The sequence below is a fragment of the Acetobacteraceae bacterium genome, assembly GCA_004843345.1.
GTDB lineage: Bacteria > Pseudomonadota > Alphaproteobacteria > Acetobacterales > Acetobacteraceae.
This window is the reverse complement of record CP039460.1, coordinates 1,174,433-1,195,937: the sequence shown is the minus strand read 5'-3', so window position 1 is coordinate 1,195,937 and position 21,505 is coordinate 1,174,433. Positions and strand designations below refer to the sequence as shown.

Annotated in this window: 15 protein-coding genes and 1 tRNA gene; 2 read left to right on the top strand and 14 right to left on the bottom strand. The window is 42.7% G+C overall.

The window, feature by feature from the left end; translation table 11 throughout:
* Positions 1–19 precede the first annotated feature (19 nt).
* Entirely contained in the window at positions 20–985 is a 966-nt protein-coding gene (locus FAI40_05935; protein QCE34928.1) for a type 1 glutamine amidotransferase domain-containing protein, read from the bottom strand.
* A gap of 123 nt (positions 986–1,108) precedes the next feature.
* Positions 1,109–2,092, bottom strand: coding sequence for a type 1 glutamine amidotransferase domain-containing protein (locus FAI40_05930; GenBank protein QCE34927.1), 984 nt, complete (start codon positions 2,090–2,092; stop codon positions 1,109–1,111).
* A 101-nt stretch (positions 2,093–2,193) separates the two neighbouring features.
* Here FAI40_05930 and FAI40_05925 point away from each other — a divergent pair, with 101 nt between their 5' ends.
* The gene (locus FAI40_05925) at positions 2,194–2,628 is read left to right on the top strand and encodes a hypothetical protein (protein ID QCE34926.1); all 435 of its coding nucleotides are present in this window, start codon (positions 2,194–2,196) and stop codon (positions 2,626–2,628) included.
* A gap of 61 nt (positions 2,629–2,689) precedes the next feature.
* Here FAI40_05925 and FAI40_05920 read toward each other — a convergent pair whose 3' ends face one another.
* The 3 genes from FAI40_05920 to FAI40_05910 form a co-directional block, all read right to left on the bottom strand.
* Complete coding sequence (locus FAI40_05920; GenBank protein ID QCE34925.1) at positions 2,690–5,614, bottom strand: TonB-dependent receptor; 2,925 nt, start codon at positions 5,612–5,614, stop codon at positions 2,690–2,692.
* A 458-nt stretch (positions 5,615–6,072) separates the two neighbouring features.
* Positions 6,073–8,568, bottom strand: coding sequence for a TonB-dependent receptor (locus FAI40_05915; GenBank protein QCE34924.1), 2,496 nt, complete (start codon positions 8,566–8,568; stop codon positions 6,073–6,075).
* A gap of 368 nt (positions 8,569–8,936) precedes the next feature.
* The gene (locus FAI40_05910; GenBank protein ID QCE34923.1) at positions 8,937–9,542 is read right to left on the bottom strand and encodes a hypothetical protein; all 606 of its coding nucleotides are present in this window, start codon (positions 9,540–9,542) and stop codon (positions 8,937–8,939) included.
* Positions 9,543–9,646: 104 nt separating this feature from the next.
* Between FAI40_05910 and FAI40_05905 the strand changes: the two genes are divergently transcribed.
* Positions 9,647–10,480 (top strand): CDP-diacylglycerol diphosphatase, encoded by an 834-nt coding sequence (locus tag FAI40_05905; GenBank protein ID QCE34922.1) that lies wholly within the window; start codon positions 9,647–9,649, stop codon positions 10,478–10,480.
* Here FAI40_05905 and FAI40_05900 read toward each other — a convergent pair.
* From FAI40_05900 to yacG, 9 genes are all read right to left on the bottom strand, one after another.
* Positions 10,477–11,286, bottom strand: coding sequence for a DUF421 domain-containing protein (locus FAI40_05900; GenBank protein ID QCE34921.1), 810 nt, complete (start codon positions 11,284–11,286; stop codon positions 10,477–10,479). The genes FAI40_05905 and FAI40_05900 overlap by 4 nt on opposite strands.
* A gap of 112 nt (positions 11,287–11,398) precedes the next feature.
* Positions 11,399–11,650, bottom strand: coding sequence for a helix-turn-helix domain-containing protein (locus FAI40_05895; GenBank protein QCE34920.1), 252 nt, complete (start codon positions 11,648–11,650; stop codon positions 11,399–11,401).
* A gap of 92 nt (positions 11,651–11,742) precedes the next feature.
* Positions 11,743–13,512 (bottom strand): carbohydrate porin, encoded by a 1,770-nt coding sequence (locus tag FAI40_05890; GenBank protein QCE34919.1) that lies wholly within the window; start codon positions 13,510–13,512, stop codon positions 11,743–11,745.
* Positions 13,513–13,797: 285 nt separating this feature from the next.
* Positions 13,798–14,634, bottom strand: a complete 837-nt coding sequence (locus FAI40_05885; protein ID QCE34918.1) for an aldo/keto reductase — start codon at positions 14,632–14,634, stop codon at positions 13,798–13,800.
* Between the two features lie 86 nt (positions 14,635–14,720).
* Entirely contained in the window at positions 14,721–16,358 is a 1,638-nt protein-coding gene (locus FAI40_05880; protein QCE34917.1) for a type I restriction-modification system subunit M, read from the bottom strand.
* A gap of 207 nt (positions 16,359–16,565) precedes the next feature.
* On the bottom strand, positions 16,566–17,771 hold the full coding sequence (locus tag FAI40_05875; protein QCE34916.1) for a hypothetical protein: 1,206 nt from the start codon (positions 17,769–17,771) through the stop codon (positions 16,566–16,568).
* Complete coding sequence (locus FAI40_05870; GenBank protein ID QCE34915.1) at positions 17,758–20,931, bottom strand: type I restriction endonuclease subunit R; 3,174 nt, start codon at positions 20,929–20,931, stop codon at positions 17,758–17,760. The genes FAI40_05875 and FAI40_05870 overlap by 14 nt, the downstream gene beginning before the upstream one ends.
* 183 nt (positions 20,932–21,114) lie before the next feature.
* Positions 21,115–21,190, bottom strand: a tRNA-Phe gene (locus FAI40_05865).
* Between the two features lie 105 nt (positions 21,191–21,295).
* Positions 21,296–21,493 carry a DNA gyrase inhibitor YacG gene (gene yacG / locus FAI40_05860; GenBank protein QCE34914.1) on the bottom strand — a complete coding sequence of 66 codons (198 nt, stop codon included), beginning with the start codon at positions 21,491–21,493 and terminating at the stop codon, positions 21,296–21,298.
* Positions 21,494–21,505 lie beyond the last annotated feature (12 nt).

The following is a 21,505-nucleotide window of genomic DNA, read 5'->3' as shown; positions in this document are numbered from 1 at the left end:
TTTGCACTCACTCTATACTTCATTTTTTGGGTTCTGGAACTGGCTGAGCGCCTTCTGCCACAGGCGTTGCTGGCGTTAAAACCGCCACTAAATCCTTCCCAATCTGTTCAGAGGATTGTGGATTTTGACCCGTTAAAAGAAGCGCACCGCTCGAAGTTGTATCCCGCACCGTGAAAGAGCTCCAATTCGGCTTGCGCTGATAGTTTGCACCCTCTTCCTTGAGCATCGTTTCTGTTAGGAAAGGAATTGTCTTTTGAAGATGAAGCTTAGCCATAAACTGATCTGTCGGCAATTTTGCCAATTTATAGGTCTGGCTTTCTCCCCATTTCAAAACAAAGCTTGGAACAAAGGAATATTTACGGGAAAGAACCGCACCAGCTTCCTCACTATTGCTAAAGGCCGTTACTTTGCGTCCCTTTACCAAATAATCCCCTTTGGCATCCTTAACTTCTTTTAAAACAGCTGGCGCATGGCAAACAAAGGCCAAAGGTTTTTTCGCCTTGGCAAACTCTTCAATCAAACGGATTGAATCACGGTTTTCTGCCAAATCAAATAACGGGCCATGCCCCCCAGGATAGAAAACCGCATCATAATCCTGAGAAGAAACCGAAGTCAGCGGAACGCTATGGGACAAAGATTCCTGCGCCTGCTGATCATGGGAAAAAATTGTTGTGTAAGTTGTGCTATAAGCAGATTTCAAACTGACAGGATCAATAGGTGGCTTCCCCCCCATTGGAGAGGCAAAGCTAATTTCCGCCCCTGCTTTAGAAAGAAGTTCATAAGGCGCAGCCAGCTCATCAAGCCAATAGCCTGTTTTTTCCTTTGTTTCTCCCATCTGATCATGAGAGGTTACGACAAAAAGAATTTTCTTACCCTTTAAGGCATTAATCGTCCCCAATGAATCTGCGAAAGAGCTTATTGGGAAAAAGCTCCCCCCAACCAGAAAGGCACATAAGGCTTGTTTTATTCTTTTCTGAAGAGCCATTTTTCCTACTCTTTTTAAATTTGCAATGATACGAGCACTCATAAGAGCAGGATAACGCTCTTTCATTTTAAAATCACGTTTTTCTTCCAGCCCTAATCACTAAAAGAAACTTCTACCCTTAATCTATTGCATGACAGAGGCGAGCTTTTCTGCAATTTCCGCTGCGGAATAAGGATTCTGCCCTGTAATCAAAAACCCTTTATCGGCCGTGACATCAGTTACTGTGAAGGAGGCCATGTTCGGCTTTGCCTCATAATTTGCCCCTTCTTGCTTAAGCATTGTCTCCACTAAAAAGGGAATTTTATCTTTTAAATCCATCTTTTCGAGAAATTCTTTTTCTGGAAGCTTTTCCCTTTTATACGTCAAATCATTTCCAAGCGCTTCCATCCCAGGCGGGACAAGCCAGACATAAGGGCGTAGCATTGCACCGCCAGCCTCCTCGCTATTTCTAAGCGCCGTAACGTTCAGTCCACGAACAATTTCATGTCCTTGCGCTGTTTTTACATTTTTCAAAACAGCAGGCGCTTGGCACAAAAAGGCCATCGGTTTCTTTGCCCGTGAAAAGGACTCAATGAGATTGATGGAGGTTGGGTTATTCACCAAATCCGAGAAAATTCCAAATCCTGCCGGATAATAAAGGGCATCATAGTCCTCTGCCTTTACCTGATCTAAAGGAATGGTAGAGGCCAGCGCCTTTTGCGCTTTCTGATCCTTTTTAAATTCTTTGGTGTAATCGGAAAGAAAGCGCTTTCTTAAACTAAACGCATCGACAGGCGGAAGGCCACCTTTCGGAGAGGCCAGCGTGATTTCCGCCCCCGCTTTTGAAAGAACTTCATAAGGCGCTGCCACTTCCTCAAGCCAGTAACCTGTTTTTTCCTTACTCTTTCCCAAAATATCGGAGGAAGTAATGACAAAAAGAATCTTCTTCCCCGTCAAATCGAAAGAAGGCATTGTTTTCTCCACAGACGTGGCCTCGCCCGCCGCCTGAGCCTCGGCATGGAAAACAGGAAAAATCATGGATAAGACCGCCAATAAGGGCAAAAATTTTTTCACTGGAATCTTCTTTCTTATTTCTCTCTTGCGCTTTCTCTTATACATTCTTTTCAAAGAGAACGTCAGCCCCCTGTGCAGGAGGCGGAATTTTCTCTGAATTTTAATATAAGGCCTTTTTTCTCTCTCTTTTCCACCCTATTCTTTTGGATGTTCTGATGTCGAGACTTTTTAAAAGCGTTTCTAAAACAGCCTCCCTCTTTGCTTTCGCCCTTTTATTACCTGCCCTTCCGCATCATGGCTTGGCGCAGACCTATATCAATGAGGATTCCACCACGGCGGACATGGACGATGATTCCGCTGGAAAAGAACAGCAGAATTTCCGAAACGAACATTATAACGACCTCATCGCAAACTTAGAGATCAGCGTGCAAGCCCTCGAAAGCGCCCAGCAAATGGGACAATCGAGCGAAGCGATCCATGATAAGCGCAAAATGGTCAAAAAATACCTTAAACTGATGGATAAACAAATTGAGGACGTGTCAGAATTAGATGATCAGAGCGAGCGTGTTGAAAATGAGCTCCAGCAAATGCGCCAAAGCAAAAAAGCAGCCGAAGAAGCCCTCGAAGACCAAGAAGCAGAAGATTATTAAAATGATTCCTTCATTCAAGCAAAATCCCCTGCAAAAGCAGGGGATTTTTTGGACGCAATCTCTAGAAACCAACACTCAAAGAGCCAAAAAATTCCTGTGGCGCAGACCAAACAAGATTCTGGGACATTGTATCGGTATTTCCACCGCTATTTAAGGGAGTTTTTCCATAAGCCGTAACAGTATAATGCTGATTAAAGAGATTGGACACTCCAAAAGTCAGCTTGGCATTATTTTCCTTACCACGCTTTCCAAGCAACACAAAAGCGGTCAATTCAGATGTCCAATAAGCAGGGTTTTTTACATCCCCTGAATAGGTAATATTCGTCTTACTGTTATAATTAACATTCAGATCAAAGCCGACACGGCCATTCGTATAATTAATATTGGTTTTATACATATAACGTGGATAATAAACCTGCTGTTGCCCATTAATGGAAGACAGAGTGGGGTTATTCGTTTCATAAACGGCATGGTTGTAAGAAAAGCTGTTCATGAAATCGAGTTGCCCCAAATAATCTGGAAGACCGAGCATGTGAGACAGATGCGCAACCCCCATCAAATCCATCCCATCCATTTTTTCATTCCCCAAATTTGCTAAGTGTTCACTAACAGTCTCAGCTGATGTACCAACCCCGTTATCTGTAATTAAACCAAGACGCCCAATATAATCTGTGTGGTAATAATCAATCGAAAAACCAAAAGGCTTACCTGAATAACGGTAGCCTACAACATAGTTCCAAGTTCGTTCGCCCCTCAGTTTTTGTTTTTCGTCACCAAAGGCAACCTGACCACTACCCAAATCTTTTGGATTACCTAAACCAGTTGACCAAGCCTCATCATCAATCGGCGCCATATTTTCAGCCACATCAAAATAAAATTCATGCTTTGGCAAAAATTTCCAATCATAGTTAAAATGCGGTAAAAACGCATTGGAAGAAGTAATCCGCCCATAAGCAGGACGCCATGTATTTGCAGGCACACCCCAATTAGCTAACTCTGCGTTGCTTGCACGATCTCCCTCTGTAAAACCACCATTTGTGCTTTCTACCAAGGATTTAAAGCCATAAGAAAATTTCATATTTTTTGCGAGTTGAAGATCATCCTGCACGTAAAACTGAAACGTATTGCTTGTGAGCGTCTGATCGTAAGCCTGAAAGCCTTCTGAATTCGTCAGATTAAAATCATTGGGAAGCCCCGAAGGTCCATATTCCCCATAAAGCAAATAAGGCTCGTGATAACGGGTATTTTCATACCAAACACCTGTTTTCAGTGTATTACGGTGACCTAACTGAAACTGGAAATTCTGCGTCACGCCCAAACGCCGCCCTTTTAAATGCTGCTCCCCATCATTCATCCCAGAACCATAAGGCAACGGACCAAAGGAAGCAGGAGATTTCCAACCTGTATTCGTCCCTCCCAGCCAGTTATCTGTCACCTGCCCATAGACAACGGAGCTGGATTTAATGGATGGACTAATTTGAAAATCCCCTTTTATCGCCTCCAAATAATTCCGCTCTACCTGATACTCACCATAATTTAATCCACAAAGATCGCTTGTAGTAATAGGGCTATTAGCAGGTAAACCTAATCCAGCAGTACTTTTAGAGTTACAGGCCTGCCCCCATTGATTACCTGCTTGATAATTGGGATACATATTGGAAATGCCATAGCCAAAATGCTTTTTCATCCCTGGATTTAAAGTAGCATAATTATATTCAGGCGAATCAGACCAATCAGAGGTTAAACTAATTTTCCCAAAATTAGAAATCGGTTGAACGAGTTTAAAATTCATCGCCTCTTGCCGTTGAAACCCTCTGCCTTGCGTCCCCCAAGGCTGATCGTAGCCATTGGTCCATAAATTATCCGCATTCCGTAAAAATGATGCTGTAAATTTCGTGCCAGTATGATTCAAAACGCCTGAATCTAAACGTCCGAAGGTACGATACCCCGCAAAACTTCCAAATTGCTGACTAATTTTAACATCAAATTTATCCGAAGGATCTAACGTCGTATAAGTCAGTGTCCCCCCAAGCGTTGTATCAGAAGGTGTATCCAATCCGCCAGCCCCTTGCGAAGCCGCAAGAGAACCAATATTTTCCTGAATCAAAATCTGGCTGACATCAACACCGTCTGCACCACCGAATCCCTGATCTCCCATCGGAATCCCATCCATGGTAACACCAAGCTGATCCTCATCATATCCACGCATGTAGAAAGTATTCTCAACAGCATCAGTCCCCTGCGCATCGGTCGAGGTGAAATTTGCCCCTGGCGTGGAAAGTGCCAAGGCCTGCAGAGCATTCGTCCCCTCAATGAAGTGCCCAAGCGTATCCCGACCAATCACCGTTTCCGCATTCGTGGATTCCTCCACATTCGGCTGACGGTGACGGCGATGTCCCGCAACACCGAAATGCTCAGGTTTCATCCTTGGACCCCCAGCCCTCACCCGTTTTTTACGGCGTGGCGAACGGTCTTCAGAGGCAAAAAATTTCTTATAGGTCGGCCCATTCCGAGGGTCATCTACATCCAGAACAGGCGTTGTTGCCGGCAAAGCCAAAGCGCCCGGCCCAAAATAATGTTTATAGCTTGTACCCTGCGTTAAATCATTCCCCTCGCCCGAAACCGTGTGAACAGCGTCATTTTCACGCTGCATCTCCTGCCCCTCTGTTTCTGGGTTCGTCTGGGGGGTTACAGCATTCATACTATCTGGCGCAGGAGCAGACGTTTCCGTTTCCCCTGTTGCCGCACCCGAAAAACTTGTCATCGGCTGGGCGCTTAAAGGGTCTGTGCTGGGGGTTTCAATTGAGGTGCTAATATCCTGTGCCTGAACCTCACGGGAGACAGAAACCATGCCACAAAACATAACCGCAGATAATAATAATCTATTTTTTCTTCTAAATCTTAAGACGCTTAACATATTAACTCTAAATTCCAGCAAGCAGGCTTCTTGCTTGTCCATATCTCTCTCAATATGACAAAACTGCAAAAAAGCCTTACGAAAACTTTGTCTTTCGGTAGGAACTTCACTTTTTCTAAAAATGCCCACGCAAAAATGACACACTAAAATCCCTGTGTGGTTTCAGAACATTTTTGGCACGCTGTGCAATTTATAAGAAAGCTAAGGGCTTACCCCAAAATAACGCAATAAAGCTCAGCAATGATGTACTGAAAGAAGGGATGAAAAATGGCGCTGGAAATGGCGTCGTTTACCACCATGCTGGCGTTTAAGGCCGCCTTGATAGTCATATAATTTGCGTGTAATAATAGCAGCTACTGTGGAAACGACAGTTGTTACAGTGTTGATGGCGATATTTGTCATAACATGTGATCCTAGCTATTATTTTAAATGCGTCTCATACGCATTCCGTGACGCTAGCACCCAATTTTTTAATTGACAAGCGCCCTAAAAGCCTAAGGACACATTAAAACCATTTTCTGTTGCACCTAGAACACAACAGAAACCGTTCCAAAAAACTCTCTCGGCGCAGCCCAATAGAGGTTATTATTCCCGCCATTATCATAGTCAGATGTTCCTTTTACATTGGTTGCGCCTTGAATACCGCCCACATAGTGCTGATTAAAAAGATTGGTAATCCCAAAATCAAGCTTGAGGCGGTTCTCTTGCCCACGCCGTCCCAGCATATAAGAGCCTGTTAATTCCGACGTCCAATATCCTGGAATCCGAACATCCCCTGAATAGGTTACATTTCGGGCACTGTTATAATTGACATTCAGATCAAACCCTAAACGCCCATTGGCATAATGGACATTGGTTTTATACATATAACGTGGATAATAAACCTGTTGCTGACCGTTAATGGAAGCGAGTTGTGGATTATTCGTTTCATAAACCGCATGATTATAGCTAAAGCTGTTCGTGAAATCGAGCGCACCCATATAATCCGGCAATCCAAGCACATGAGACAAGTGCGCAATGCCGACCAAATCCATCCCGTCCATTTTCTCATTTCCAAGATTTAATAAAAATTGTGGAGCACCAACCGTTGTCGAAGACCCTGTTGTCCCCTGCCCCAAACGGCCAATATAGTCCGTATGATAATAATCAATCCCGAAATCAATGGATTCTCCTTTGTAACGGTAGCCGACAACATAATTCCAGCTCCGTTCTGGACGGTACATTTTTTTCTCTTCATTAAAAGCAGCCTGTCCGCTGTTTGGATCACTATCATTTCCCAATCCGTAGCTCCATGCGGTATTTCCAGGATCAACAGGACGCATATTTTCTGCCACATCAAAATAAAATTCATGTTTCGGCAGAAACTTCCAGTCATAGTTAAAATGAGGCAAAAAGGCATTTGAGCTGGTCAAGCGGCCATAAGCAGGACGTAGCTCATTTGGACCGATTCCCCACGCTCCTAGCCCATCTGGACCATTCTGATCACCACGCTCAGTCATTCCCCCATTCGTGGACTGAACCAATGATTTAAACCCGTAGGTAAAGGTCATATTGCGTGCCATTTGAAACGCATCCTCCACATAAAACTGAAATGTATTGGTCGTGAACTGTGTATTCATCGCCAAGGTTTCATCTGAATTATGTAAATTAAACACATTATTGATGGGATCATTCTGCCAATAAGGCCCTAAAAAAGACGGATCATGATAGCGGTTATTTTCATACCAAATCCCCGTTTTCAAATGATTTCGATGGCCGAGCTGAACATCAAAATTTTGTGTCACCCCCACACGCCGGCCTTGGAAATGATCGTCCAAATCCGCCATATTCGCACCTAATCTGTCACCTGAATTTGGCGTTTGAAAATGAAAATTTGTACCGCCATTCCATGTATCTGTTACCTGCCCATAGACCAAAGAGGTTGATTTAATCGCAGGACTGATTTGAAACTCAGCCTTCAACCCTTCCACATAAAGGCGTTCCAACTGGGAATTTTGATAGGCTAGATTGCAGACATCCTGCTGGGTTACACCTGGACGCAGTCCTGTGCCTGTTTTACAAGAATCTGCCCATTTTTGTGCCTGATTATAATCAGGATAGGCATTATGATCCCCATACCCCAAAGAACCAAGCATATGCGAAGTATTTCCGGGTAAATTATACTGAGGAGAATCTGACCAGTCAGACGTTAAGGTTATTTTCCCAAAATTGGAAATCGGCTGAACGAGCTTGAAATTCATGGCTTCCTCACGCTGAAAGCCGCCTCCTGTCCACATATCACTCTGATTGCGCAAAAAGGAGGCCATAAATTTCGTCCCTGTTCGGTTTAAACGCCCTGAATTTAAGCGCCCAAACGTACGGTAACTGTTAAAACTCCCAAATTCCTGCCCAATATCCACCCCAAATTTCTCAGAAGGATCTAACGTCGTATAGGTCAGCGTTCCGCCTAACGTCGTTGCCGCAGGCACATCCACCCCCCCAGCCCCCTGACTGGCGGAAAGAGAGTAAATATTTTCCTGAATCAGTAATTGACTGACATTTGCGCCAATGACCGTGCCATAAGACTGATCCCCCATTGGAATCCCGTCCATCGTGACCCCGAGCTGTCCAATATCAAATCCTCGGAGGTAAAATGTGCTGGTTTTCGCATTCGTTCCCATTGGGTCAGAGGCCGAAAAGCTTGCCCCTGGGGTTGAATAGGCCAAGGCTGCCTGCGCATTCGTCCCTGCAATAAACTCCCCCAATGTATTTCGCCCAATCACAGCCTCTGCATTATGGGGATCTTCGGGATCAACAGGCGGACGGCGGCGATGCCCCGAAACACCAAAATGCTCTGGAGCGGATCTCAGTGCGCCTGCACGGGATTTTTTAGAATGTTTTTGTGGATTTTCAACAAAAAAGCGCTGATAAGTTGGGCTTTTTTGAGAATCAAATTCCTCGGCGAAAGCTTCGTCCGCAACAGAAATACTGAAACAGCACCCGAGAAAAACAGCCAAAAGAAAAAGCGGTTTATAAGAAAACATTTAAAAGAAAACCTGACGCCCATTTTCTGAAACGCCGTGCCATTTTCTTTCAAGCAACCCTTTGGCGATCAGAATAAAATTCCTTGCGACCTCTAAAAACAAACGCAAAAGGCCACACAACTAAAATTTTACGAACGCCAACGCCAAGCACCCATGCCCTTCTCCGAAAAGAAGGCGCATGCCAAAAATACATCCATAGAAATATGGACTGGGTGCAACATAGTAGAAAGTTCCTGAATCTTTATGATTTCTCTGAACTAAGAATTAGCAAAGAAAGAGAAAAAATCAATGGACTCTTTGCCCAAAAAGAAATCCCCGCCCCTAAAAGCCTAGGAACGAGGATTTCTAGTCACACAAAACGGCAAAAATTAGGAATTAATGCAGGATTGGAAGGAGCTAATCAATTTACCAATGCCATTGGTCTGAAGCTGGAGAATCTGTGGCGCTTGGTTTGGTGCTGGCGCAGCGGCTGCCTGATTTTGGAAGGTGCTGGCCTGTGGCGCTGTGAAGTTATAGGTAATCTGCCCATTTTGATTCTGGTTGAGGGCTGCTAAAAGCGCCGTCAAATCTTTTTGCGCAATGGGTGTTGCCATGGCGACAGGGGCAAGCGGTGTCATATTCCACTGTGCCTTATAATTTCCGAGCTGAATATTGGCTGTCACATCTTCATTCTGTGTCAATTTCCAAACGGAATCCGCACTGACAATGCGGTACTGGCCATGCTGTGCCTGAATTACCAATGGCTGTGCGCCAGACTGGCCCTGCGCGCTGTGAACATCCATCACCAAAGCGCAAGCGCCGATTTGCTGTTCTTCCTGCTGGGCAATATCTGCCTCAGTCATTTTTTTAGAAATCCACGCAACGGTATCAGAGACCTTAACGGCCTGCTCAGAGGTGGACATATCCATTTCTTCAGCGTGAGAAACAACAGGGGCCATTGCCAAAAGCCCTGCAATTAAAAGTGTCTTTTTCATCTTTCATGAATCCTTAATTTTAACGTAAAGCCTTGTCCCTGTTTTCGTTCTAAAATGGGAAAAGTTCTCTATCCTTATCCCATACTGCCAACTTGTAAAACAAAATGTTTCCAAGCGCCTTTCTTTTCATCAAAAAAAAGTGGAAAATGCGCCTTTTTAAACCCACTCCGCATATGATTCACAAAAAAAAGCCTCTTTTCCGCTGTCGCAAAGCTTTTATCGCCATTCTCTCGGTGGTTCTCGCCTTTTTTCTCTGTGTCTTGGCTTATTTTTATTTCTATCTGCCACACCAAACGCACCATGCCAGCATTCTTTGGCATCTTATTTCTCAGCGCTGTGTCAAACATCCCAATCATAAACCCTGCCTCACCTATAATGGAAAAGAAGGTTATGTGCTGTTCAAAGATATGTATGGCAAAGCGCAAGTGCTTCTTTTACCGACAAAGCGCCTCTATGGCGTTGAAAGCCCAGCGCTTAATCAAAAAGAAACCCCTAATTATTTCAAAATTGCATGGGAAAATCGGGGGATTGTCTCTCAGCTCATGCACCAGAAAATCCCCGATGAACTTCTCTCCCTCTCCATCAATTCACGCTTTGGGCGTTCTCAAAACCAGCTCCATATCCATATGAGCTGCCTTAAAAAAGACGTTGCGGATAAAATCCATGCGCTAAATCCCAAGAACTTGCCAGAAGAAATCAGCCTTCTCGGCAACCCCTATAAAATTATACTCGCTGCAACGCTTGATCCCTCGCCCTTCCGCCTCTTGAGTGGCAAAGAGCATTTAAATTCGGAAAGAATGGCAAAAAAAACATTAATCGTTACGCAAGCGCCTGAAGGGAAATTCTATCTCCTGACAGGCGAAACCGATCTTCTGCATTTAGACTGGGGATCTGCAGAAGAACTCCAAGACCATGACTGCAAATCTATCCATCCTTAAAGGCCAGCTGAGGAGAAGGAATCTTTTTCCTCTGCCTTCACCTCTGCTAAAAGATGCCTTCCCCCAACCATTTCAGGATTGGCGGCTTTCGGGAAAACATGCCCATCTAGGCAAATATAGCGAAAACCATTATGGGCATATTCGGCTAGGAAAATCTCTTTTTCACTTTCAATCCCATATTTTTTGAAATCTGCTAGCAAATCCTCTGACGTTTTTTCAACAGCTTCCAGCGCATCTTTACGGATTGTGCCTTCGTAAATAATCGTTACTGCTGGGATTTCCTGACGGTTTTTTGTCACGGTCAAAGCACCGTTTGGCTCTAACTGCGCATAGGCAACCTCATTGAAACAGAAAATGCCCTGCAAATTGAGCTGTGAAGTCACATTTAACACATCGACCTTTGTCGCTGCCGACAAAATTGGCTTCATCAAAAATTTTCCGTCCCGAATCACAGGAATAGGATTGCCCACTGTTACACGATGGAAAAAATCAACATGAAGGTAAAGATAATTCAAAACGCCTAAAACCATCACACTTAACACCAGCGCCACCAGATAGGTCATAAACGTAATGCTTGGCGAAAAAAGCGCACAGCCAATCACACCGCCAATAATAAAATTGCCAATGAGATCAATCGCATTCATTTGAGAAAACTGTGTTCGGCCTGTAAAGCGCAAATACGCAATCACAACCGCAAATCCTGTCAGAATCTCCCAAAGCATCGAGAGATAAAAAGACATGCTCATTTTTGATAGGGTAAAATAGCTATCTAAATCGCCAAAAACATGATCCAGCAAATGAGACATAATTTTCTACCCTTCCCTACGATCCTGTCAAAAGAAAGACAGCATTCTCCATCGAAAGGAAGTTTATTTTTAATTATAAGAAAGTGTCAATTTTTATCTTGAAAAAGACACCTTACTTAAAGCCTTTATTATAAATTTTTTTCTGCGCAAAAATCCCACGCTGGAGTGGCTGGTTTTTACGGCGCAATTCAAAAAATTTCTCAAATCCAAGCTGTGCCAGACGGGTCGGGAAAATCCGCCCTTCTTCAACGGCCTGCAAATAGGATTTTTCAATATCCAGCGCCTTTGCAACATCCACACGGGAAAGGCCACTTTTTTTACGCCACTGCGTCACACGCTGTCCAAACCCAGCATCACCACCCATAAACAACGTCCCACTGCACAACAATAAAGATTATGTGCCTAAGAGTGTCGAAAAGAAATTGCAAATGCAACCTCTCACACAATTGTTTTAACTTAAAACGTTACGGCGGATTCTAATCCAACAACGGTTGCCGTTGCGTAGCGTTTTGTTCCACCTGGACTGAAAACGAACTGTAAATCTGGACGAACCAAAAGCCAAGTAGCTGGCCTCCAGCCATAATTTAGCTCCAGCGCACTTTCCATATGGGGCGCATAACAGCCTCCGCCATATCCATATTCATGCGTATCGCAGACACTTTGAGGCAAATCCTTGACCCATTGCGTTAACTGATCATTTACCCAGAGCATTTTACCGCCAATACTAAACGTATCATTCGGCCTGTTGGGAAACGTCCCCTTTCGGGTCAAACCCAATGTTACAAAATACGGGGCAACAGAATCCCTCGGATCACCCCAAGTAAAACTGCCAAAAAGGCTTAAACCTCTTCTGGGGTCTCTTCCGTCACGTTCCAGCATCGCATCTGCCTGAATCCATGCGCCATAAGGACTTCTCAACTGTTTTGGATCAGCGTAGGCCAAAGCCGAGGCTGGCATCGCATTTCCAGCAAAGGTCGGCAACTGGGAATAAACATCTTTTACCCAACGGGAATCCCAATAAGCGCCGATTTTGATATTGGCCTGCAACGGGCCTTCATAATCTGAAATACCCCCTTTGTGCCATCCTAACTGAACAGGAACGAAAGCGCCGACCGCATCATCCAGCCCTAAATTCCAATAGTTATGCGGTGCAGAATGGTTATGGTTTTCTGTATAAACCCCGGCAGAAATCAGCCAATGATCGTCTCCTGTCGGATAAATTTTAATATAAGCCGCAGGTGTTGCCTCTGGATACCATGTATAGCCCGAGTTCATCATAATTGATTGAGGCGCACCGCAAATCCCGTTATTGACAAATTGGCAGTAAAGGTTAGCACCCCAATAGTTTGAAGATTGCTCAAAATCCGTTTCAGCGTTCATTTCGCCAATTTCGGTACGCACATATTTATTCCAAAGCATTTCCCATGAAAGTTTTGTTAAACGGGTAAAATCATAACCTGGTGTTCCTGTACCACCCCCAGAAATTTCCATCACAGAGTTTAAAGCTGGAACGGCCGCCATCATTGCCGCATTCGATCCCTGACGCAGAGTCATCAAAAAATGAATTGTCCCAAGATGCACCCCAAATAATTTTTGGGTATCAAAATCAACAAAAATAGCCTCATCATCTGCATAACGGCCTGCATGTGTCCGCCCTCCACCAACATTTCCGTTCCACTCCATCAGCCAACGGCCACCGATATTCACCCCCCAATTTTTAAGCCATGAACGCCAGCCACCCCAATCCCCTGTCACATTTGGCTGATCCAGCCATTCTGGAAAACTTCTTGGAAGCCAAGTCGCTGGCTGAGGAACATAGGTCGAGCCCGCCCCTAAATAGGGCGAAAACTCCCCCCCTGCGATTGGCAAAGGCATTGACCCAAAAGCCTTTGTCTCTTTCTGCACAACATTGTCACTATCCTCATTTTCAACGTGAAAAGGATTAAAGGAAGGCGAATGCTGCCGCATCCACAAAACAGGAGAGGCCGAAGATTGCCGCCTCCCCCTGCCATTCAAAGCGGCCGAAAGGTTAGAAGCATTCTGATGCAGTTTTACATTGATTTCTTGATCGCCATCCTCATAAATAACGGGATTTGGAAGTCTTTCAGAATCCGCTCTCGCAAAGGGCGCAAAAGCTTGCAAAAAAAGCATCGAAAAAATAAGTACCCACCTGATAGGCGAGTTTCTGCAACGAAAGAAAGAAGGGACAACACGGCAGTTCATCATTCAACTTCCATCCATTTTACAGGTATGGTTGCTCAATGGATCTGGTTGTGTTTTACAACTCACCGCTTAGCTTCAAACCGTAAAACAGGCTTGATCGCTACAATATGAGTAAAAAATACTAAATCCCTACTTTAAGAAATCTAGCTTTTTCCAAATCAAAAATAAATCTAAAAAAACAAAAATAGATAAGAAAATCCCCCTCAACGCCCCGATAGGGGGTTTCCGCCAGAAAAATAGACATCAAATTCAACATCTTTTCCAGCGGAAACCCTTCTAGGAAAGAAACTATTTAAAAATAGGATTTGCAGGATCAGTGCACATACGCCCCTTAGGATCATTGAGGCTTTTCATTGTTTCCATATTTTCTGGGGTTAAGGAAAAATCAAATAATTCTCTATTCTGAACCATACGTTCCTCATGAACCGATTTCGGAATGACAACAACCTGATTTTGCAAATGCCAGCGCAAGATAATTTGGGCTGGAGATTTTCCATGCGCCTTGGCAATTTTACCAATCACAGGATTATCCAGAACACGCCCCTTCCCTAAAGGACGCCAAGCCTCCGTCTGAATACCGTGTTTTTTATGGAAAGCACGCAACGCTTCCTGCTGAAAAAGCGGATGAAGCTCAATTTGATTAACAGCAGGAACAACCCCTGTTTCTCCGATAATTCTCTCTAAATGGTCTTTTTCAAAATTAGAAACCCCAATGGATTTCACTCGTCCTTGTTTTTGTAATTCAATGAGCGCCTTCCACGTCTCCACATATTGATTTTGCTGTGGCATTGCCCAGTGAATGAGATAAAGATCAATCACCTCACGCTGTAAATTATGGGCACTTTTCTCAAAAGCTTTCAGCGTTTTGTCATAGCCTTGATCATCATTCCAAACTTTTGTCGTCACAAAAATATCGGGATTATCTTTTAAGGCTTTTCCAACACCCACCTCATTTTTGTAAAAAGAAGCGGTATCCACGGCCTGATACCCAACCTTAATTGCCGTTCGGACAATTTTATCCGCCTCGTCATTGGTAACTTCCCACACCCCAAGACCAATCCAAGGCATCGCCTGTCCGTCATTGAGTTTAACGCAGTCTTTGGCACTCTTTAAAAACGCAGCCATTCGAACCTCCTGCTCACATTAAGAAGCTTAAGCGTAGAAGCTGATGCTTTTGATGTGAAGCTTAAAGAAAAATTCTAACCTAACGCCTATAAAACTTCCAGCTTTAATTCCTTTAAAAAGGAATTAAATTTTTCACTGCTGGCCTGAATTTTACTGTCTAAAGCAATAATTTCTTTTGTAACCTCTTCTAGCGGAATCTCTGGCTCTGGCGGTGTAATTGAAACGTATCGTGAAATATTGAGGTTGAAATCATTCGCCTCAATTTCCTCTAAGGTTACACGGCGGGAATAATATTCCTCTTCCGTGCGGTGCGCATAGGTCTGAACGATTTTTCTAACATGTTCAGGCTCTAAAATATTCTGGTTTTTAACCTTTTTAAAATTACCCTCGCCTGAGGCATTGATAAAAAGAACATCTTTCTGAGGGCAGCATTTTTTAAGAACCAAAATACAAACAGGAATCCCTGTGGAAAAGAAGAGATTCGCAGGCAAACCAATGACAGTGTCAATGGAATGATCTTCTAAAAGTTTTTGACGGATACGTCCTTCTGCGCCCCCTCTGAACAACACACCATGCGGAAGGATAATCGCCATCGTTCCTTTTTTATCAGATAAGAAATTAAATCCATGCAGTAAAAAGGCGAAATCAGCCGCCGATTTTGGCGCAAGACCATAATTTTTAAAACGGAAATCTTCTCCTAATTTTTCATCAGGTTTCCATTTTAAGGAAAAAGGCGGATTGGCAACAACAGCTTCAAAAGACGGTTTTTCAGTCCCGTAACTTATTTGAAATTTTTCCCATTGATTCAGAAGCGTATCCCCATGAAAAATTTCAAAATCTCTTGGCCGCACCCCATGCAGCAGCATATTCATCCGCGCAAGGTTATAGGTCGTAATATTCTTTTCTTGACCACAAAGAATACCAACCTCACGTCCGCTCTCTTTCATTCGACGGTGAATATTTAAAAGCAAAGATCCTGATCCACAGGTAAAATCCAGAACATTTTTAAGATTTTGACGCTGATTTTCAAGAGAAGGATTTTGACTGTCTAAAGTAACGATTTGTGAAAGAATATCCGAGACGGTTTGCGGCGTATAAAACTCCCCCGCTTTTTTACCACCCCCGGCGGCGAACTGCCCAATGAGATACTCATAGGCATCCCCCAAAGAATCACGTTTTGTCGAAAAACGTCCAATCCCTGATTCAATTTCTGTAATAATTTCACAAAGCTTTTTATTTTGCTCCCCGTACCCTTTTCCTAATTTTTCAGATGTTAGATTAATCTCAGAGAATAAGCCTTTAAAGGCCTCCTCTCCCACATCATCCTGAAAAGATTTCCCTTCAATATGTTTAAAGGCATCTTGCAGCATCTCTAAAAGATCATCGCTTTGCGTGCGGGCAAGCTCAGCCAAATGATTCCAAAGATATTTAGGCGGAATAACATAATGCAGCTTACGGCGGAGTTCTCTTTCCAATGCCTGAAGCTCTTTAGGATTTTCTTCTGCCCAGGTAGCTAACCCTGCCCCATTATATTTCTCAACATAAGGTAGTAATTCCCTACCAAGGAGTTCTTTGGCGGAATCCTCATAAGTGTGCGATAGATAGCGAAGAAACAGAAAAGACAGCATATAATCACGAAAATCGTCTGCATTCATGCCTCCTCTTAAGCTATTGGCAATATTCCAAAGGGTTTTTCCTAACTGTTCCTTATCATTATCTGTCATCTCTTAATCCTCTGAAACATCTTTCCCATTTGTATTAAGCTTTTTTTCTGAAAAAGCCATTATAGCAGAATGATACATTTATTTATCATCCATTTTCATAACAAATCTCTCCGAATAGACGCCCTTCCCCAACCCTAAATCAGCTTTAATAAATCAACTTAAAGAGCGGTAATCCGTCTTCCATTCCCCTTAAAATCGCCTGTTAAATTAGGCAGGAAATAATTTCTGCATGAGGGCTTTTTTATATTTCTTAAGCTGTTCGGCCTTTTCTGCTGTCGCCGCAATCAAATTATCTAAACTGGATAAACACGCCGCTATCTTCTTTTGTTCTAGAAAACCAGGGATAAAAAGACAAAGACTTTTAATATCTGCACTATTAACAGCCTCAAAAGTACTCCCTTGGGACAATCTACTCCATTTTGATTCAAGCTGAATTAAATATTGATAAAGAAAATCTTGATTATTTATTCTGTAAGTTCTTAAAACACTTAAGCCTCGCCCTATACAAGCATGGTGATGTGAGCGTGCAATCATGCCTACAGGCGCTCTAACACTTAAAAGAATATCTCCATCTTTACATTCTTGCGTAATAGAAGACGTGAATATTCGGGGACATGAAACACGATTTCTAATATCTGCATTACCCTGCAATAAAGGAAGGCCATCTTTTTCATCATTATAGAAAGTAGATGCAGGAGAGCTTCCCATAACAATATGCGCAATCTCCCCCAACTTCTTCCCTTCCCATGCAGGGGCATCTCGAAAGTCAGGAAAGCGCAGGCGTGGCGTTGTCTCTCCTTCTTTCGGAAAGAGCTTTTGCATGAGCCCTTTTTTATATTCTTTAAGCTTTTCTACTTTATCGGACGTCGCCACAATCAAGTCATCTAAACTAGATAAACAATCCGCTATCTTCTTTTGTTCTGAAATAGAGGGGAGATAGAGAAGATAGTCTAATAATGACCCCTTATCGCCACGGGGCATTTTAACACCCTTCGAAGTTTTAACGGCATAATCTATAAAAGCTTTACTTGTCTGTATATGATATAAAAAGTAAGGGTTTATGCAGCTCCCTGCTCTGAATACGAGACAGTCATTTGAACAGCCTCCCAAACCATCTGCTAACCATGCTTTTTCTAAATAAATTCTAATATTTGAAAGAAGAATATCACCTTCTAAAAAATAGGTTACATTCCCCTCTGGTAAGGACGAATGGCCAAACAAAACACCTGAAAAATTCGGCAAAATGCTATCTGTTGAAAGATAGCGACCTTTTGGAAGTTGTTTACTTGAGATTTTATCCGCAACGAGTGAAGCAACCTTCCCCAATTTCTTTCCTTCCCATGCAGGGGCATCCCGAAATTCAAAGAAGCGCAGGCGAGGGATATGACGCATCGCTTGTTTATTCGGCGTCATATGTATGAATATCCCTAATTTTACCTATTTCTGCTTCAAGTTTACGGAGCTCTGTTGCAACGGCTTTTCCAAAAGCCTCCCTTTTTTGAGAACGCTCCATAAAAGAAAGTTCGGGATCATCAATCAAATCCTCAAGCATCTCAGAATTCAAACGTTGATTGCGTTTGATCCAATTAACGACAATTTCCAATTTCTCTGGAGCAACATCAAATTTACGGGCAACCACCTCAAAAGCCCCTTTTTGTGCCTCTGAGCGAAAATTTTCCCATGAAGAATACATATCTTCTTTTGTGTATCGCCCTGGCTGAATCGTATCCATCCATGTTTCCAGCAAGTCTTTTTCAACACCTGAAAATTTAGAATCAGCACGAATTAGCTGGCGGATTCTCTTATTTGCCCATTGCGGTACCGTATCGGAAGACATACATTCGGCGACCCTTGCCATAATCCAGTCATAATCAACCAGCTCTGAGCTAAAAAGAACGAGTTTCAATTCCAGATTTTCAATCGAATCTTGATCCTCTTCTCCTTCCTCCTCTGGAGAATCTTCTTCCTCATCGAATTCCTCTGCCTCGCCCTCTCTCTCTTCCACAAGCTTGAGACCTATTTCTTGATATTTCTGGTCAAAGCCTAGAATGTCTTCTTTAGGTAAAATATCCTCTATGGTCTTTTTTTGCTCCGGCGTTAAATCGGTATATTGTTCAAGATCTTTCTGTGTCTGTTTAATCTCACCGTACTGGCGCACAAATTCAGCTCGCGCCTCATTCCCATGAAGGTTGGACACCTCTGACGGCGTCAGTTCCAATCCCTGATCCTGCATAAACTCGCGGAGGGTGTCCATTTGCTCTTTTAGACGCTCAATCTTTTTATCTGCCTTGAGTACAAACCAAACCTGCTTATCTGCCATTTCGCCGTCAGCTGCTGAGAAAAGCTCAACAGCCTCTTGAACGTTTTTTTTCTGGTTACGGAAATCTAAAATATTACCGCGGGGTTTTGAATCGTTCAGTGTCCGGTTTGTTCTAGAAAAGGCCTGAATAAGCCCGTGATATTTTAAATTTTTATCCACATAAAGCGTATTAAGATATTTTGAATCAAACCCTGTCAAAAGCATATCCACAACAATCACAAGATCAAGTTTCTGATCCTTTAACGTTGGGTCTTCCGATCCATGTTGTTTAATCCGCCGCTGCACATCTGCGTAATAGCTCCCAAATTCTTCTATCCGCTCTGCAGTGCCAAACAGCTTATTATAATGGGCGATAATTCTTTTTAGCCCTTCCGTTTTTCCTTGGATTTTCGCCTTTTCTTCATCTGTTTTCGCTAATTTATATTCTTCTTTTTCCGTCTCTAAATCTTCCTGAATCTGATCTGAATCCTTGCTCACCCCTGGCGGCGTTGAAAAAACCGCTGCGATTTTTAGAGGTTTATAGTCAGGATCCTCTGCCAGCTTTTCCTGTTGAAGCCTTTCAAAAAGATCAAAATAAGCAATCGCGTCGTCAATTGAAGAAGTCGCAAACACCGCATTAAAACGCCTGCTCGCCGTTGCCCTGTCATGCAGCTCTCCCAAAATTGCCTTAGCAATGACTTCTGGAGAAGGCGATACTTCCTCTTCATTCTCATCTTGCGCCCCATAATAATGAATATGAAACGGCAGAACATTTTTATCATCAATCGCATCGGCAATGAGATAAGAGTGCAGACATTTATGAAAAATATCATCTGTAGTTTTCAAATATACATAATCTGAAGTATCTTCGGCATCGCCCTGTTCAAGCCGCTTATTGGTCGCATTGGCCTCAAAAATTGGCGTTCCTGTAAACCCAAAAAGCTGCGAATTGGGAAAAAAATCTTTAATCGCCTTATGGTAAATCCCAAATTGGGAACGATGACATTCATCAAAAATAAAGACCATTTTCTCATTTTTTAAAATTTGGAGCTCTTCTTGATAATTTTGCCTTTTCCCCTCGCCTTTTGCTGTCAACGCACCACCGAGTTTTTGAATGGTTGTGACAATTACTTTATCGGCATAACTATCTGACAAGAGTCTCTCGATAAGAACCCTTGTATTACTATTTTCCTCAACGCAGCCTGCCTGAAATTTGTTAAATTCGTCCCTTGTCTGGCTATCTAAATCCTTACGGTCCACCACAAAAAGAACTTTTTTAACTTTTGAATCATCCATTTCTTTTAAAAGCGTTGACGCTTTAAAAGAGGTTAGCGTCTTTCCGCTTCCTGTCGTATGCCAAATATAACCATTGCCATTATTTTCTTGGATTATTTTAACAATTTCCCGCACCGCATAAATCTGATACGGGCGCATCATCAGAATTTTCTTTTCTGTTTCCATCAGCACCATATAACGGGCAATCATCTGGGCTAATGGACATTTTTCAAGAAAACTGTTTGCAAAATCTTTTAGACTGGTTATTTTTTTGTTTTTTTCATCAGCCCACTGGTAAATAGGCAAATATTGCTCTTTGGCGCCAAATTGCAAAAACTTCAAATTATTATTTGCGAAATAAAAAACTTCACTTTCACTGGCCGCCACAAAAATCTGTATGAAGCACAAAAGTGTATTTGTATAAGGATTGCCTTGCGCTTTCTTATAATTCGCAATCTGTTCCAGCGCCCGACGCGGACTTAATCCAGGACGTTTGAGTTCAATCTGAACAACAGGCAAACCGTTTAAAAGTAAAATAACATCATGTCGCTGAGATTTTTTAAGGCTTCCTTCTGAATCAGGATGAAGAAAACGAGGCTGTCTAATCAGTTCAAAATGATTTTCACACCAAGATTTTAAATTAACAAGACTATAAATTAAGGGCGTGCCATCCTCTCGGATAAGCGTATGTTTTGAACGTAAATTTTTCGCTGCGACAAAAACATCGGCATTTATAATCTGATCTAAAAGCGCTCTGAATTCATGATCTGAAAGATGAACGTTATTTAAATCTTCAAATTTTTTTCGAAAATTCGCTTTTATCTGTTCGTCTGTGCTGATGTCAGAGCAGTAAACATAACCTTGCTGCTCGACAAGCTGACGGACAAGCTTATCCTCTATCGCCAATTCTAAAAAAGGATTCTTAGGATCTCTCTTATATTCTTCAGAGGAAAATTTCTGTTCATTGGACAAGTGAATAGATGGAGATAGATCCGACATAGAACAATCCTAAAAATTTTTCAGATAATCATTTTCAATATTCTTTTCACAAAGAAATAGCACAAAGTGCACCTCGTGAAATCATTTTATGCCCTCAAACAACGCTATTTTTGAAGAAAAAACAGCAGAAGAATAAGAAGATAAAGGATTTTCTAAATATTATCTAAATTTTTTAAGAGAAAGTGGTGCCCGAGGGCGGAATCGAACCACCGACACAGCGATTTTCAGTCGCTTGCTCTACCGACTGAGCTACTCGGGCATAATCTTTTTGTGCCTTGTCTCCACAAAAAGAAGCATTCCACTGGGGCTAAGGTTTAGCTTAGAGTTTCCGATTAAGCAAGTCCTTTTTTAAGCGTTTTTGTTTTTAATCTTCTTTTTCTATCTGACGGCGCAAAAGTTCCTGTTCTGTCCGTTCCACGGCTTCTGCGAAATCTTCTTCTCTCTCAGAAGCAAATCGGTAATCTCCATTAAACCAGCGCCCTAAATCTATTTGCTTGCAGCGAAGGGAGCAAAAAGGGCGTGCAGCATGTTCTGTTGGTTTTCCACAAATTGGACAGGCCATTTTAATCCCGTT